Below are 16,151 nucleotides of genomic sequence, written 5' to 3' on the forward strand. Positions count from 1 at the left end.
CACCGCTCGCCCCGATCGCGTTCCCGCCTCCGGCCGGCTTTCTCGGATCTTCGCCGGATCCGCGGGCCGGAGCGGTCTCAGTCCCGCTGCTCCCAGGAGTCCCGGGCCGCCGGCAGCGCCGCGAGCTCCGCCAGGTCGCCGGCGGTGAGCCTCAGCTCCGCCGCCCCGGCGTTCTCCACCGCCCACCGCTCCCGCTTCGTCCCCGGCACCGGCACCACGTGCCGCCCCTGGGCGAGGACCCACGCCAGCGCCACCTGCGCCGCGGTCACCCCGTCGCCGTGCCGCGCCGCCACCCGCCGCAGCCCGGCCACCACAGGCTGGTTCGCCGCCATCATCTCGGCCGTGAACCGCGGGTGCCGGGCCCGCGGGTCGTCCGGCTCGAAGCCGCCGCCCGGCGTCAGCGTCCCGGTCAGGAAGCCGCTGCCCAGCGGCATCGCCGCCAGCATCCCGACCCCGCGCGCCGCACACCACGGCAGCAGCCGCGCCAGGGCCTCCGGCGCCCACACCGACAGCTCGGCCTGGACCGCCGCCACCGGGAACACCTGCTGGACCCGGGCCAGCTGACGGATCGTTCCCTCGTACAGATCGCCGGTCCGCGAACGCCGGGTCCGCCGCACCCCGACCGCGCTCAGCCCGAGCGCCCGCACCTTTCCCGCGGCCACCAGCCCCGCCATCGCGCCCCAGGTCTCCTCCACCGGCACCTCCGGATCGGCGCGGTGCAGGAGGTACAGGTCGAGGACGTCCGTCTGGAGGCGCCGCAGGGAGGCGTCGCAGGCCCGGCGCACGTACTCCGGCCGTCCGTTGGCGACCACGTGCCCGTCGCCGACCAGCAGTCCGCACTTCGTCGACACGAAGACGTCCGCCCGGCGCTCCTTCAGCACCCGCCCCAGCAGCAGTTCGTTGGTGAACGGCCCGTACATGTCGGCGGTGTCCAGCAGGCTCACCCCGGCGTCCAGCGCCGCGTGCACGGCCCGCAGCGAGCGGTCGCCCCGCTGCTCCGACCGGCTGTAGGCCCAGTTCATCGGCATGCAGCCGAGGCCGACAGACCCCACGTCGAGCGCCGTCGCCCCGATAGTCCTGCGCTCCACGTGCCGCTACCCCTCCCTGTGCCGCCCCCCAAAGTAACCAATGGCGTGCGGGATTCTTCGCATAGCCTCCCGGTCATGACACTCGCACCCACCACCGCTGACGTGTGGCTTCCGATCCCCGCCGACGAGATCGACGGGCTGCCCGACCCGGGCGCGTCGGGGCTGAACTACCGTTTCTGGGACGGCGGAGCCGATTTCCCGGCCGATCCGGCCGACTGCGCCTTCTACGTCGTCCCCTACATGAAGGGCTCCGAGATCGCGGTCAGGCCGCTCGCCGCGATGACCTCGCTGCGCGTCGTCCAGACCCTCTCGGCCGGCATCGACCACGTCGTCCCCGGACTCGGCGCGCTCCGCCCCGGCGTCTCGGTCTGCAACGCCCGGGGCGTGCACGAGGCCAGCACCGCCGAACTCACCCTCGCCCTGATCCTCGCCTCCCTGCGCGGCATCCCCCGCTTCGTCCGGGGCCAGGACGCCGAGGAGTGGCGGGACGGCTTCTACCCGGCGCTCGCCGACAAGTCCGTCCTGATCGTCGGGTACGGCTCGATCGGCTCGGCGATCGAGGACCGGCTCGCGCCCTTCGAGTGCGCGCGGGTGGCGCGCGTCGCACGCTCCGCGCGCACCACGGCCCGCGGTCCCGTGCACGCTCTGGCCGACCTGCCGGCCCTGCTGCCCGAGGCCGACGTGGTGGTGCTCTCCACCCCGCTCACGCCGGAGACCCGGCACCTGGCCGACGCGGGCTTCCTCGCCCGGATGAAGGACGGGGCGCTGCTCGTCAACGTCGCCCGCGGACCGGTGGTCGACACGAACGCCCTGCTCAAGGAGGTGGAGAGCGGGCGGATCACCGCGGCCCTGGACGTGACCGACCCGGAACCGCTGCCGGCCGGGCATCCGCTGTGGCACGCTCCCGGTGTTCTCGTCACCCCTCATGTCGGCGGTTCCACCTCGGCGTTCATGCCCAGGGCGAAGCGGCTGATCGCGGCGCAGGTCGGACGGTTCGCGGCGGGGGAGGAGCCCGCGAACGTGCTCCGCACCACCTGAGGCCGACCGGCGGTGCGCGCCCCCTTGCGCGCCGCCCGCAAGCCCCCTGGCAGTCACGGAGAGTACTGCGACCCTGTCCCTGAGTGACGGTCCTGGTGTATCGTCCCGGATCGGGGGACTGCGTCGTGTACGGGCTGACGCTGGGGAGCGAAGTGACGGGCCATCAGAATCCGAGGGGGGCGACGGGTGAAGCACGGCCGGACGACCGACCGTCCCGTGCGGCGACGCCGCCGGCCGACCTCCCGCGCCTCGCTGCCGATCTCGCGCGTTCGGTGCCGGACCAGGCCGCGCCCCACCGCGCGGAACGCCTGGACGGCGCGCCGCCGCACACCGACGCCACGGGCCTGCCCCGCGTCCCGGACCCCGGCCCCGACCGCGTACCGGAGGCGCCGCGGACGGCCGACGCCGTCCCGCCCCGCGAGCGCACCGCACCGGACCCGGCCGCACCCGGCCCGGCCCGGTCCCGCGCGGCCGGTCCGGAGCCGCACCCCCGCGCCTCCGGAGCGCGCGGCCCGGCCCCCGTGCGCGCCGGGCTCCCGGCCCCGCGCGACGGCGCGGCCGGCGGCCCCCGCGGCTCCGGCGCCCCGCACGACCTCCCGAACCCGCACGCCTTCGGCGGGGCGGACGGTGAGGGCGGCGGCTTCGGGCACGACGAGGGGCGGGAGGACCCGGTGACCGGCTCCGGCGCGACCGCGGTCGCGCGCCGCGGGCCCGCCCCCGCCGCCCCCGGCCTCCCCGCACCCGAGCGGGCGGCACCCGGGCCGGAGCGGCCGCCCTCCTGGGCCGGTTCGCTCCTCGCGCAGATCGCCCTCGGCCTCGTCTGCGCCGGCTACACCACCGGCGCCGCCCTCGGCTGGGGCTCGCCCCGGCTCGCGCTGTTCATGGGCGACTTCGGACTCAGCGCCGCCGCCTTCACCGCCGCCGTCTCCTGCTTCCTCTACGCCGGGACCGAGCACGGCGGCACCCGTCCGGCCTGGCTCCTCTTCGCCTTCTCGTCCTTCATGGCCGGCGCGGGGAACGCCGTCTGGGGCTGGTACGAGGTCGTGCTCGGCCAGGAGGTCCCGGAGTCCTCCGTCGCCGACCTGTTCTTCTTACTCTTCGCCCCGCCCGCCATCGTCGGCCTCCTCGTCCTCGCCAAGAAGCCCGTCACCCGGGCCGGCTGGGTCTGCCTGGGGCTCGACGCCTGGCTCATCGCCGGGTCCCTGCTGACCCTCTCCTGGAGCCTCGCCCTCGCCCACACCGCCCACTTCCAGGGCGAGTCGGTGGCCCAGGCCGCGCTGTCGCTCGCGTACCCGCTCCTCGACATCGTGCTCGTCAGCATGGTCCTCGCGCTCCACTTCCGGCGCTCCCAGGCCAACCGCTCGGCGGTCAACACCGCCATCGCCGCCCTCGCCCTCACCGTGCTCTGCGACGCCCTCTTCACCTCGCCGCTGCTGCGCGCCAACTACGTCTCGGGCCAGCTGCTGGACGCCGGCTGGTTCGCCGGCTCCCTGCTGCTCGCCTACGCCCCCTGGGGTGTCCGCCGGCCGCCGGAGACCGAGGCCGTCCGGGGCCCGGGGCTGCCCAGCCGGCCCATCGCCGGCTCGCTCGCCGCCCTCACCCCGTACCTCGCCGCCGCCGTCTGCACCCTCGGCATCCTGTACAACGTGGTCGAGGGCCGCCGGATCGACCGCGTCGTCGTCCTCACCGGCTGCGCCGTCGTCCTCGCCCTCGTCGTCCGCCAGGGCATCATGCTCATCGACAACATCGCCCTCACCCACGAACTGGCCCAGAAGGAGAACCACTTCAGGTCGCTCGTGCAGGGCTCCAGCGACGTCATCATGATCGCCGCGCCCAGCGGCGTCCTGCGGTACGTCAGCCCCGCCGCCAGCGGGGTGTACGGGCGGGACGCCGAGGAGCTGATCGGCTCCGAGCTGGCCGCGCTCATCCACCCCGAGGACCTCGGGGCCGTCGTCCACGAGGTGCGCCGCTTCCTCGCCGCCTCGCCCGCCGAGGAGCCCACCACCCGGATCGAGTGCCGCTTCCGCTCCGGCGGCGGCGACTGGCTCAACGTCGAGTCCACCGTCAACCGGCACCAGGGCGGCCTGATCTTCAACAGCCGCGACGTGACCGAACGGGTCCGGCTCCAGGCCCAGTTGCAGCACAACGCCGAGCACGACCCGCTCACCGATCTGCCCAACCGCGCCCTCTTCACCCGCCGCGTCGGGCAGGCCCTCGGCGGCCGCCGCTCCTCCGACCCCGGCACCGCCGTCCTCTTCATCGACCTCGACGGCTTCAAGGCGGTCAACGACCGGCTCGGCCACCAGGCCGGGGACGACCTCCTCGTCCAGGCCGCCCGCCGTCTCCAGGAGGCCGTACGGTCCGGGGACACCGCCGCCCGGCTCGGCGGCGACGAGTTCGCCGCCCTCATCCTCGGCGACGGCCTGCGCGACCGGGCCGCCCGTGAGACCCAGGTCCAGGAGATCGCCGACCGGCTCCGGCAGACCCTCTCCCGCCCCTACCGGGTCGACGGGGGCAACGAGGTCCGCGTCGCCGCCTCCATCGGCGTCGCGTTCGCCGAGCCCGGCATCGGCGCCGGCGACCTGCTGCGCAACGCCGACCTGGCGATGTACCGGGCCAAGGCCGGCGGGAAGGACCGGGTGGAGCTGTACGTGCCCCAGATGCAGGCCGAGGTCGTCCGGCGCACCGAACTCGCCGCCCGGCTGCGCAGCGCGCTCCACGACGGCGAGTTCGCCCTCCTCCACCAGCCCGTCGTGGACCTGGCCACCGGCCGGATCGCGGGCGTCAGCGCGCAGGCCCGCTGGCGCTCCGCCCAGGGCATCCTCTTCACCCCCGCGGAGTACCTGCGGGTCACCGACGACGGCGAGCGCACCGCCGAGCTGGGCCGCTGGCTCCTGGAGGAGGCCGTCGAGCAGGCCGCCGAGCGGGCCGGCAGCGGCCACCGCACACCGGTGACCATCCGGCTCGCCGCCGGCCGCCTCCTCGACCGCTCGGTCCCGCTCGGCTCCGTCGAGGCGCTGCTGGCCCGGCACGGCCTGCCGTCGGGCTCGCTCGTCATCGAGCTGGCCGACACCGATCACAGGACCCCCCTCGACGAGCTGGAGCAGCGTCTGGTCGCGCTGCGCCGGCTCGGCGTGCGGATCGCCCTCGACGGATTCGGCAGCGGACACGTGGCCGTCCACGCCCTCAGGCGCCTCCCGGTCGACATACTGAAACTGGACAGAGGTCTCGTCGAAGGCGTGGTCGAATCCGCCCGGCTCCGCAAGATCACCAGCGGAGTGCTCCGCATCGCCGGCGAGCTGGGCATGCAGACCGTCGCCGAGGGCGTCGACGTCCCCGAGCAGGTGCTCGCGCTGCGGGCCATGGGCTGCCGGCAGGCGCAGGGCATGGCGTTCTCGGGCCCGCTCGACGAGTACCGGCTCCGCCGGGCCCTCGTCCGGGGCGACTATCCGCTGCCCGGAGCCGTCTCCGTACCGGCCGGGACGGGCCGGGAGACGCGGCGGAAACCGTCCCCCGATCCGCTCACATGATGAGACGCGCGTCCCACCCACTTGACAGTGGCGCGGCCCGAGAGGGAGGGTCAGTGCCATGCGCACCCGAATTCTCGTACTTGGACAGCGCGTCGGCTGAGGCCGGGCCCCCGAAGGCCCGCTGAGAACCACCCGACGCGCTCCCCTCGCTTGCCTTCCGGCACGAGGGGTTTTTTGTTGCACTGGTTCTCCCCGAAGTCGACGCAAAACCCCGTAAAACACCTCGCAAAAACCCTCTGCTTCGAGAAGAGATGCTGATGACCGAGCAGGCCACCGGGCACCATCCGCAGCCGCGGCCCCGCAGCGGCGCGACGCCCGCCACCACCGTCGAGCACGTCACGGGTGCGCAGTCCCTCATCCGTTCTCTCGAAGAGGTGGGCGCGGACACCGTCTTCGGCATCCCGGGCGGCGCGATCCTCCCGGCGTACGACCCGATGATGGACTCCAAGAAGGTCCGTCACGTCCTCGTCCGCCACGAGCAGGGCGCGGGCCACGCGGCCACCGGCTACGCCCAGGCCACCGGCAAGGTCGGCGTCTGCATGGCGACCTCCGGCCCCGGCGCGACCAACCTGGTCACCCCGATCGCCGACGCCCACATGGACTCCGTCCCGATGGTCGCGATCACCGGCCAGGTCGCCTCGAAGGCGATCGGCACGGACGCCTTCCAGGAGGCGGACATCTGCGGCATCACCATGCCGATCACCAAGCACAACTTCCTGGTGACCAAGGCCGAGGACATCCCGCGGACCATCGCCGAGGCATTCCACATCGCCTCCACCGGCCGCCCCGGCCCGGTCCTGGTCGACATCGCCAAGGACGCCCTCCAGGCGAAGACCACCTTCTCCTGGCCGCCGCAGACCGACCTGCCCGGCTACCGCCCGGTGACCAAGCCGCACGCGAAGCAGATCCGCGAGGCCGCGAAGCTCATCACCGCCGCCAAGCGCCCGGTCCTCTACGTCGGCGGCGGTGTCATCAAGTCGGGCGCCACGGCCGAGCTGAAGGTCCTGGCGGAGCTGACCGGTGCCCCCGTCACCACCACCCTGATGGCCCTGGGCGCCTTCCCCGACAGCCACCCGCTGCACGTCGGCATGCCCGGCATGCACGGCGCCGTCACCGCCGTCACCGCGCTCCAGAAGGCCGATCTGATCGTCGCCCTCGGCGCCCGCTTCGACGACCGCGTCACCGGCAAGCTCGACAGCTTCGCCCCGTACGCCAAGATCGTCCACGCGGACATCGACCCGGCCGAGATCGGCAAGAACCGCGCCGCCGACGTCCCGATCGTCGGCGACGCCCGCGAGGTCATCGCCGACCTGGTCCAGGCCGTCCAGGCCGAGCACAGCGAGGGCAACCAGGGCGACTACTCCGCCTGGTGGTCCGACCTGAACCGCTGGCGCGAGACCTACCCGCTCGGCTACGACCTGCCGGAGGACGGCAGCCTCTCGCCGCAGCAGGTCATCCAGCGCATCGGCCGGCTCGCCCCCGAGGGCACGATCTTCGCGGCCGGCGTCGGCCAGCACCAGATGTGGGCCGCCCACTTCATCGACTACGAGAAGCCCGCCACCTGGCTGAACTCCGGCGGTGCCGGGACCATGGGCTACGCCGTCCCGGCCGCCATGGGCGCCAAGGCCGGCATGCCCGAGCGCACGGTCTGGGCGATCGACGGCGACGGCTGCTTCCAGATGACCAATCAGGAGCTCACCACCTGCGCCCTGAACAACATCCCGATCAAGGTCGCCATCATCAACAACGGCGCCCTCGGGATGGTCCGCCAGTGGCAGACCCTCTTCTACAACCAGCGCTACTCCAACACGGTCCTGCACTCCGGCCCGGACGACGTCAACCCGGAGGCCAAGGGCACCCGCGTCCCGGACTTCGTGAAGCTGTCCGAGGCCATGGGCTGTGTCGCCCTGCGCTGCGAGTCCCCGGCCGACCTCGACAAGGTCATCGCCGAGGCCAACGCCATCAACGACCGGCCGGTCGTCGTCGACTTCATCGTCCACGAGGACGCCCAGGTCTGGCCCATGGTCGCCGCCGGCACCTCCAACGACGAGGTCATGGCCGCCCGGGGCGTCCGCCCCGACTTCGGCGACGGCGAAGACGACTGAGCAGCGACGAGCCACAGGGAAGAGACCCACACACCATGTCCAAGCACACGCTCTCCGTCCTCGTCGAGAACACGCCCGGCATCCTCGCCCGGATCGCCGCCCTGTTCTCCCGCCGCGGCTTCAACATCGACTCGCTCGCCGTCGGCGTCACCGAGCACCCCGACATCAGCCGCATCACCATCGTGGTCAACGTCGAGTCCCTGCCGCTGGAGCAGGTGACCAAGCAGCTCAACAAGCTGGTCAACGTCCTGAAGATCGTCGAGCTCGAGCCCAGCGCCGCGATCCAGCGCGAGCTCGTCCTGGTGAAGGTCCGCGCGGACAACGAGACCCGCTCCCAGATCGTCGAGATCGTCAAGCTGTTCCGCGCCAAGACCGTCGACGTCTCGCCCGAGGCCGTCACCATCGAGGCCACCGGTTCGAGCGACAAGCTGGACGCCATGCTCAAGATGCTGGAGCAGTTCGGCATCAAGGAGCTGGTCCAGTCGGGCACCATCGCCATAGGGCGTGGCGCCCGGTCCATCACGGACCGGTCCCTGCGGGCGCTCGACCGCAGCGCCTGACGCTCCGCACCGTCCACGGGGGCCGGCCGCCGGTCCACCCGGCGGTCCGCCTGACGAGACCCCTCAACCTTCCTTCCGCTCCCCGCCGTACGGTGGGACGCAACACCAGCACCTCAAGGAGAATCCCAGTGGCCGAGCTGTTCTACGACGCCGACGCCGACCTCTCGATCATCCAGGGCCGCAAGGTCGCGGTGATCGGTTACGGCAGCCAGGGCCACGCCCACGCGCTGTCGCTCCGCGACTCGGGTGTCGACGTCCGTGTCGGTCTGCACGAGGGCTCGAAGTCCAAGGCCAAGGCCGAGGAGCAGGGCCTGCGCGTGGTCACCCCCGCCGAGGCGGCGGCCGAGGCCGACCTCATCATGATCCTGATCCCGGACCCGATCCAGGCCAAGGTCTACGAGGAGTCCATCGCCCCGAACCTGAAGGACGGCGACGCGCTGTTCTTCGCCCACGGCTTCAACGTCCGCTTCGGCTTCATCAAGCCCCCGGCCGGCGTCGACGTCGCCCTGGTCGCCCCGAAGGGCCCGGGCCACCTCGTCCGCCGCCAGTACGAGGAGGGCCGCGGCGTTCCCGCGATCGCCGCCGTCGAGCAGGACGCCACCGGCAACGCCTTCGCGCTCGCCCTCTCCTACGCCAAGGCGATCGGCGGCACCCGCGCCGGCGTCATCAAGACCACCTTCACCGAGGAGACGGAGACCGACCTCTTCGGCGAGCAGGCCGTCCTCTGCGGTGGCGCCTCCGCCCTGGTCAAGGCCGGTTTCGAGACCCTGGTCGAGGCCGGCTACCAGCCGGAGATCGCGTACTTCGAGTGCCTCCACGAGCTGAAGCTGATCGTGGACCTCATGTACGAGGGCGGCCTGGAGAAGATGCGCTGGTCCGTCTCCGAGACCGCCGAGTGGGGCGACTACATCACCGGCCCGCGCGTCATCACCGCCGACACCAAGGCCGAGATGAAGAAGGTCCTCACCGAGATCCAGGACGGCACCTTCGCCAAGAACTGGATGGACGAGTACCACGGCGGTCTGAAGAAGTACAACGAGTACAAGACCCAGGACGAGAAGCACCTCCTGGAGACCACCGGCAAGGAGCTGCGCAAGCTCATGAGCTGGGTGAACGACGAGGAGGCGTAAGCCCCTCGGGGCGGGGCCGGACACTTCGTCCGGCCCCGTGCCGTTTCCTTGGACACCCCGTCCAACCACGGACGGGTGATCCTTCCAACGAGGCGTACGACGTGCGCCGATGCGGCACTACACTGCTCAACAACATCGCGTCTGGCCCACAGCGTCGTGCGCTTTCACGCGGCAAGCCCCCTCCACCGCCTGCGGCCGTCGGGACGGCCGTCCGCACTGCCTCTGTGAGGACTCACGTGAGCTCGAAACCTGTCGTACTCATCGCTGAAGAGCTGTCGCCCGCCACCGTCGACGCCCTGGGCCCGGACTTCGAGATCCGGCACTGCGACGGCGCCGACCGCGCCGAGCTGCTCCCCGCGATCGCCGACGTCGACGCCATCCTCGTCCGCTCGGCCACCAAGGTCGACGCGGAGGCCATCGCCGCCGCCAAGAAGCTGCGGGTCGTCGCCCGTGCCGGTGTCGGCCTGGACAACGTGGACGTCTCCGCCGCCACCAAGGCCGGCGTGATGGTCGTGAACGCCCCGACCTCCAACATCGTCACCGCCGCCGAGCTCGCGTGTGGTCTGCTCGTCGCCACCGCGCGCAACATCCCGCAGGCCAACACCGCGCTGAAGAACGGCGAGTGGAAGCGCTCCAAGTACACCGGCGTCGAGCTCAGCGAGAAGACCCTCGGCGTCGTCGGCCTCGGCCGCATCGGCGTCCTGGTCGCCCAGCGCATGTCCGCCTTCGGCATGAAGATCGTCGCGTACGACCCCTACGTGCAGCCGGCCCGCGCCGCCCAGATGGGGGTGAAGCTGCTGGCCCTGGACGAGCTCCTGGAGGTCGCCGACTTCATCACCGTCCACCTGCCGAAGACCCCCGAGACCGTCGGTCTCATCGGTGACGAGGCGCTGCACAAGGTCAAGCCGAGCGTCCGGATCGTCAACGCCGCCCGCGGCGGGATCGTCGACGAGGCCGCGCTGTACTCGGCCCTCAAGGAGGGCCGCGTCGCCGGCGCCGGCCTCGACGTGTACGCGAAGGAGCCCTGCACGGACTCCCCGCTCTTCGAGCTCGACCAGGTCGTCTGCACCCCGCACCTCGGCGCCTCCACCGACGAGGCCCAGGAGAAGGCCGGCATCGCCGTCGCCCGCTCGGTGCGCCTCGCGCTCGCCGGCGAGCTGGTCCCGGACGCGGTCAACGTCCAGGGCGGCGTCATCGCCGAGGACGTGAAGCCGGGTCTGCCGCTCGCCGAGAAGCTCGGCCGCATCTTCACCGCCCTCGCGGGCGAGGTCGCGGCCCGCCTCGACGTCGAGGTGTACGGCGAGATCACCCAGCACGACGTCAAGGTGCTCGAACTCTCCGCGCTCAAGGGCGTGTTCGAGGACGTCGTCGACGAGACCGTGTCGTACGTCAACGCCCCGCTCTTCGCGCAGGAGCGCGGTGTCGAGGTCCGCCTCACCACCAGCTCCGAGTCGCCCGACCACCGCAACATGGTCACCGTGCGCGGCACGCTCTCCAGTGGCGAGGAGGTGTCGGTCTCCGGCACCCTGGCCGGCCCCAAGCACCTCCAGAAGATCGTCGCCGTAGGCGACTACGACGTGGACCTCGCGCTCGCCGACCACATGGTCGTGCTCCGCTACGAGGACCGTCCCGGCGTCGTCGGCACCGTCGGCCGGATCCTCGGCGAGGCCGGTCTGAACATCGCGGGCATGCAGGTCTCCCGTACGGAGGAGGGCGGCGAGGCGCTCGTCGTGCTCACCGTCGACGACACCGTCCCGGCGGCCGTGATCGCGGAGATCGCCACGGAGATCGGCGCCACGTCGGCCCGTTCGGTCAACCTGATCTGACCCGTTCGGGCACGCGTTCCCCGTACCCGGGTGTGGGACAACCGTCTCAGACGGTTGTTCAGCACCCGGGTACAGTGCTGCCATGGGACACAAGGAAGACCTGCTGGAGGGCGCCAAGCGGTGCCTCCTGGAGAAGGGGTACGGGCGCACCACGGCACGCGACATCGTCGCCGCCTCCGGCACCAACCTCGCCTCCATCGGCTACCACTACGGCTCCAAGGACGCCCTGCTCCAGCGGGCGTACCTCGCGCTGACCGAGGAGTGGGGCGAGCGGGCCGTCGTGGTGGCGGACGAGACCGGCGGGGAGCTCCCGGCCGACCCGTACGAGCGCTTCCACGCCTTCTGGGCGCGGCTCGTCGGCGTCGCCGAGGAGAGCCGCCCGGTGTGGAGGCTCCAGACCGAGGTGGTCACCCGCCTCGACGACGACGAGAAGCTGCGCGAGGCGATCAAGGCCCCCCAGGGCGAGGCGCGGCGCGTCATCGCCGAGGGCGCGCTCGGCCTCGACCCGGGGGCCGAGCCGGAGCGGGCCCGGGTCGCCGGGCTGCTCCTCCAGGCCCTCGCGGCGGGCGTGATGATCCAGTGGATGGCGGACCCCGAGTCCGCCCCGAGCGCCGACGACCTCACGGAGGGGCTCAAGGTCCTCATGGGGGAGTGACCGGTCCGTCCGGTCCCCGCCGCGGCGGGGAGGTCAGAGCCGGGCCGCCTTGAGGGCCATGTGCAGGAGGAGGCGGTCCTCGCCGGCGTCCAGGTCGAGTCCGGTGAGCTGCTCGACCCGGGAGAGGCGGTAGTAGAGGGTCTGCCGGTGGATGCCGAGGGCCGCCGCGGCGCGGCCCGCCTGGCCCGCGTGGTCGAGGAACACCTCGGCCGTGCGGGCCAGTTCCGTGTGCGCGGGGCCGAGCAGCGTCCGTACCGCCGGATCGGGCTCGGCCTGGGGGAGGGCGGTGAGCAGCCGGTACGGGCCGAGGTCGGACCAGTGGGCGAGCGGGCCGAGCCGGGGCTGGGCGTGCGCGGCACGTGCCGCGGCGGTCGCCTCGTGCCAGCAGTGGTCCAGGTCCCCGAGCCCCCGGCGGGGTGCGGCGATCCCGGCGACGGCCGCCGGGCCGGCCGCCGTGCGGAGCCGCTCGGCGGCGGTGGTGGCGGGGGAGAGGTTGTCGGCGGAGCGCAGCCGCACCAGGACGGCGAGCGCCCGCCGGTGGCCCGGGCCGGGGGCGTATCCGCCGTCGGGCGCCGGGCCCGGGCCGTGGGCGCCGCCGGGTGCCGTACCGGTGTCGCCGGCAGGGCCGCCGGTCTCCCCGCGGCGCTTCGACGCGCCGGCGCGGGCCGGGGCGATGGCGTACGGACCGGCCGGGCCGTGCCAGGGGAGGGCGCAGAGGGCGGCCGCGCCGGGGACCGTACGGGGCGAGGGGGAGTCCTCGCCGGTCCAGGGGGCGACGCAGACCAGGGCGTGCAGGCCCTCCGCGTCCGGGCCCAGGGCTGTACGGAGGGCGGCGACGGCCATGTCGTACTGCCAGCCGCGCTCCGCGGCGAGGACGGCCCGCAGCTCGCGGGAGAGGTCGGCGCCGGCCCGTTCCTCGTCGGCGAGCAGCTCGCCGATCCGGGCGGCGACGTCCATCGCGGCCGTGAGCTGCGCGTGCGAGGGGCCTGGCTCGGCGTCCAGGAGCCAGACGTATCCGAGGACGACACCCCGATGGCGTACCGGGAGGCAGATCCGGTCCCGGAAGACGCCCGCGTCCGGGGCGGCCGGGATGCGGACGGGGCCGGTGGCGCGGGTGATGCCGAAGCCCTCGAACCAGGCGCGGACGGCCGGGGTGGACTTCCGGGTCAGGATCGAGCGGGTGCGGACCGGGTCCATGGCGCTGTCGTCGTCGCTGTCGTGGGCCCCGAAGGCGATCAGCCCGAAGTCGCGGTTCTCCAGGGTCGCCGGGGCGCCGAGCAGCGCCGAGATCTCGTCCACCAGCTCCTGGTAATCGCCCTTCACGCGCCCCATTCTCGCACCCGCCGCCCGGTCCTTCAGACAGATGTCTGAGGGCGCGCTCACGGATGCGTGACAGCTGTAGATGGCGCAGGATCGGAGCGATCCTTAGGTTTCACGGTGGTTCTCCGTGCTGTTCCCGGTTCGTACCCCTGTGACCGGTAATGGCCCCGTTCTACCCTCGCCCCTTTGGAGGTGCCCCGTGCTGGGTCCCGTGATCCTCGCCGCGTCGCGCAGCGACAAGATGCGCCGTCTCGTGTCGGCCGCGCCCGGGACCAAGCAGGTCGTGGCGCGCTTCATCGCCGGTGAGGTCGTGAACGACGTCGTCCCGATCGTCCAGGACCTGACCGACCGGGGCCTGGAGGTCACCCTCGACGTCGTCGGCGAGGACATCACCACCGTCGAGCAGTCGTACGCCGCCCGTGACGCCTACCTGGAGCTGATCGGCCGCCTCAAGGAGCTGGGCCTCGGCGAGCGCGCCGAGATGTCCGTCAAGCTGTCGATGTTCGGCCAGTCGCTGGAGAACGGCCACGAGCTGGCCCTCGCGAACGTGCGCCCGGTCGTCGAGGCCGCCGCCGAGATCGGCACCACGGTCACCCTCGACGCCGAGGACCACACCACCCTCGACTCGATGTTCGCCATCCACGAGGAGCTCCGGAAGGACTTCCCGCAGACCGGCTGCGTCATCCAGGCGTACCTCTTCCGCACCGAGGAGGACGCCCGCCGCCTGGCCGCGAACGGCTCCCGCGTGCGCATCGTGAAGGGCGCCTACAAGGAGCCCGCCGAGGTCGCCGTCCAGGACAAGCCCGAGATCGACAAGGCGTACGTCCGGATCATGAAGATCCTGATGGACGGCGAGGGCTACCCGATGATCGGCTCGCACGACCCGCGCCTCATCTCCATCGGCCAGGAGCTGGCCCGCCGCGCCGGCCGCAAGCTGGACGAGTACGAGTTCCAGATGCTGTACGGCATCCGCTCCGAGGAGCAGAACCGCCTCGCCGCCGAGGGCCACCGCATGCGCGTCTACACGGCCTACGGCACCGACTGGTACGGCTACTTCATGCGCCGCCTCGCGGAGAAGCCGGCCAACCTGCTCTTCTTCGTCCGCTCCATCCTGACCAAGGGCTGAGCCCACTACCCCTCTTTGAAGGAGTTCCGAGACTCATGGACGCTGTGACCCAGGTCCCCGCTCCCGTCAACGAGCCGGTGCACGGCTACGCCCCCGGCTCCCCGGAGCGCGCTCGTCTGGAGGCCGCTCTCAAGGAGCTGGCCGACAACCCGCGCGAGCTGCCGATGACCATCGGCGGCGAGAAGCGCATGGGCGGTGGCGACGAGTTCAAGGTCGTCCAGCCGCACAACCACAAGGCCGTCATCGGCACCTTCCGCGGTGCCACCGAGGCCGACGCCCAGGACGCGATCGACGCGGCCCTGGCCGCCGCCCCGGCCTGGCGCGCGATGTCCTTCGACGACCGTGCCGCGATCATCCTGCGCGCCGCCGAGCTGCTCGCCGGCCCGTGGCGCGAGACGCTGGCCGCGTCCACCATGCTCGGCCAGTCGAAGACCGCCCAGCAGGCCGAGATCGACACCCCGTGCGAGCTCGTCGACTTCTGGCGCTTCAACGTGGCGTACGCCCGCCAGATCCTGGCCGAGCAGCCGCCGGCCAACTCCCCGGGTGTGTGGAACCGTCTGGACCACCGCCCGCTGGAGGGCTTCGTCTACGCGATCACGCCGTTCAACTTCACGGCCATCGCGGGCAACCTGCCCACCGCCCCCGCCCTCATGGGCAACGTGGTGGTCTGGAAGCCGTCCCCCACGCAGACCCACTCCGCCGTGCTCCTCATGGAGCTCCTGGAGGAGGCCGGCCTGCCGAAGGGCGTCATCAACCTGGTGACCGGCGACGGCATCGCCGTCTCCGAGGTGGCCCTGAACCACCGCGACCTGGCCGGCATCCACTTCACCGGCTCGACCCGGACCTTCCAGCACCTGTGGAAGACGGTCGGCACCAACATCGAGAAGTACCGCTCCTACCCGCGGATCGTCGGCGAGACCGGCGGCAAGGACTTCGTCGTCGCCCACCCCAGCGCCGACCGCGCGATCCTGAAGACCGCGCTGACCCGTGGCTCCTTCGAGTTCCAGGGCCAGAAGTGTTCCGCTTCCTCGCGCGCCTACGTCCCGGCCTCCCTCTGGAACGACGGTTTCAAGGAGGAGTTCGCGGCCGAGGTCGACGGCATCAAGATGGGTGACGTCACCGACCTGTCGAACTTCATCGGTGCCGTCATCGACGACCGCTCGTTCGCGAAGAACAAGGCGGCGATCGACCGTGCGTCCTCCGACCCGAGCTGCACGATCGTCGCCGGCGGCACCTACGACGACTCGGAGGGCTACTTCGTCCGTCCGACCGTCATCGTGTGCACCGACCCGGAGAACGAGGTCTTCAAGGCCGAGTACTTCGGCCCGATCCTCGCGGTGTACGTGTACGAGGACGAGAAGTACGACGAGATGCTGACCCAGATGGAGTCGGTCTCGGACTACGCCCTCACCGGCGCGGTCATCTCCAACGACCGCGCGGCCGCCGCGTACACGATGGAGAAGCTCCGCTTCGCCGCGGGCAACTTCTACATCAACGACAAGTCGACCGGCGCCGTCGTCGGCCAGCAGCCCTTCGGCGGCGGCCGCGCCTCCGGCACCAACGACAAGGCCGGCGCCCCGCAGAACCTGATGCGCTGGACGCTGACCCGCGCCATCAAGGAGACGCTGGTCCCGCCGACCGAGTACGGCTACCCGCACATGGGCTGACGCCCTCCCGCCGCGTGAGCGGCCCCTGATCACCGCCCCCCTCCCCGGTCCCCCCAGGCCGGGGTCGGGGGCGGTATTCATGTGCCCCTCCGGGGGCGCGTGGGAG

General features: G+C 72.2%; 11 protein-coding genes. 9 read left to right on the forward strand and 2 right to left on the reverse strand.

What is annotated here, in order from left to right:
• Positions 1–77: 77 nt before the first annotated feature.
• Positions 78–1,088, reverse strand: coding sequence for an aldo/keto reductase (locus tag ACFVU3_RS01625; protein WP_390062727.1), 1,011 nt, complete (start codon positions 1,086–1,088; stop codon positions 78–80).
• A gap of 75 nt (positions 1,089–1,163) precedes the next feature.
• On the opposite strand from ACFVU3_RS01625, the gene ACFVU3_RS01630 reads away from it, so the two are divergent.
• The 7 genes from ACFVU3_RS01630 (at position 1,164) to ACFVU3_RS01660 (ending at position 11,932) form a co-directional block, all read left to right on the forward strand.
• On the forward strand, positions 1,164–2,126 hold the full coding sequence (locus ACFVU3_RS01630; RefSeq protein ID WP_390062729.1) for a 2-hydroxyacid dehydrogenase: 963 nt from the start codon (positions 1,164–1,166) through the stop codon (positions 2,124–2,126).
• 671 nt (positions 2,127–2,797) lie between these two features.
• Positions 2,798–5,656 (forward strand): putative bifunctional diguanylate cyclase/phosphodiesterase, encoded by a 2,859-nt coding sequence (locus ACFVU3_RS01635; protein WP_390063007.1) that lies wholly within the window; start codon positions 2,798–2,800, stop codon positions 5,654–5,656.
• A 251-nt stretch (positions 5,657–5,907) separates the two neighbouring features.
• A complete protein-coding gene (locus tag ACFVU3_RS01640; RefSeq protein ID WP_390062730.1) occupies positions 5,908–7,761 on the forward strand; it encodes an acetolactate synthase large subunit in 1,854 nt (617 codons plus the stop codon).
• A gap of 35 nt (positions 7,762–7,796) precedes the next feature.
• Entirely contained in the window at positions 7,797–8,321 is a 525-nt protein-coding gene (gene ilvN, locus ACFVU3_RS01645; protein ID WP_043219928.1) for an acetolactate synthase small subunit, read from the forward strand.
• A gap of 128 nt (positions 8,322–8,449) precedes the next feature.
• The gene (ilvC, locus tag ACFVU3_RS01650) at positions 8,450–9,451 is read left to right on the forward strand and encodes a ketol-acid reductoisomerase (RefSeq protein WP_043219930.1); all 1,002 of its coding nucleotides are present in this window, start codon (positions 8,450–8,452) and stop codon (positions 9,449–9,451) included.
• Positions 9,452–9,687: 236 nt separating this feature from the next.
• Complete coding sequence (gene serA, locus ACFVU3_RS01655) at positions 9,688–11,277, forward strand: phosphoglycerate dehydrogenase (RefSeq protein ID WP_390062733.1); 1,590 nt, start codon at positions 9,688–9,690, stop codon at positions 11,275–11,277.
• Positions 11,278–11,359: 82 nt separating this feature from the next.
• The gene (locus tag ACFVU3_RS01660) at positions 11,360–11,932 is read left to right on the forward strand and encodes a TetR/AcrR family transcriptional regulator (RefSeq protein ID WP_390062734.1); all 573 of its coding nucleotides are present in this window, start codon (positions 11,360–11,362) and stop codon (positions 11,930–11,932) included.
• 33 nt (positions 11,933–11,965) lie between these two features.
• Here ACFVU3_RS01660 and ACFVU3_RS01665 read toward each other — a convergent pair whose 3' ends face one another.
• Positions 11,966–13,255 carry a PucR family transcriptional regulator gene (locus ACFVU3_RS01665; RefSeq protein WP_390062736.1) on the reverse strand — a complete coding sequence of 430 codons (1,290 nt, stop codon included), beginning with the start codon at positions 13,253–13,255 and terminating at the stop codon, positions 11,966–11,968.
• Positions 13,256–13,451: 196 nt separating this feature from the next.
• Between ACFVU3_RS01665 and ACFVU3_RS01670 the strand changes: the two genes are divergently transcribed.
• Both ACFVU3_RS01670 and pruA read left to right on the forward strand, forming a co-directional pair.
• Positions 13,452–14,378, forward strand: a complete 927-nt coding sequence (locus tag ACFVU3_RS01670) for a proline dehydrogenase family protein (RefSeq protein ID WP_390062737.1) — start codon at positions 13,452–13,454, stop codon at positions 14,376–14,378.
• 35 nt (positions 14,379–14,413) lie between these two features.
• On the forward strand, positions 14,414–16,045 hold the full coding sequence (gene pruA, locus ACFVU3_RS01675) for an L-glutamate gamma-semialdehyde dehydrogenase (RefSeq protein WP_390062739.1): 1,632 nt from the start codon (positions 14,414–14,416) through the stop codon (positions 16,043–16,045).
• The last annotated feature ends 106 nt before the right edge of the window (positions 16,046–16,151 follow it).

Source organism: Streptomyces sp. NPDC058052, assembly GCF_042885515.1.
Classification (GTDB): domain Bacteria; phylum Actinomycetota; class Actinomycetes; order Streptomycetales; family Streptomycetaceae; genus Streptomyces.

Bases quoted from the DNA above. Each gene is read 5' to 3' on its own strand.
- ACFVU3_RS01630 (WP_390062729.1), top strand. From the start codon at position 1,164: ATGACACTCGCACCCACCACCGCTGACGTGTGGCTTCCGATCCCCGCC.
- ACFVU3_RS01640 (WP_390062730.1), top strand. From the start codon at position 5,908: ATGCTGATGACCGAGCAGGCCACCGGGCACCATCCGCAGCCGCGGCCC.
- ilvN (WP_043219928.1), top strand. From the start codon at position 7,797: ATGTCCAAGCACACGCTCTCCGTCCTCGTCGAGAACACGCCCGGCATC.
- ACFVU3_RS01660 (WP_390062734.1), top strand. From the start codon at position 11,360: ATGGGACACAAGGAAGACCTGCTGGAGGGCGCCAAGCGGTGCCTCCTG.
- pruA (WP_390062739.1), top strand. From the start codon at position 14,414: ATGGACGCTGTGACCCAGGTCCCCGCTCCCGTCAACGAGCCGGTGCAC.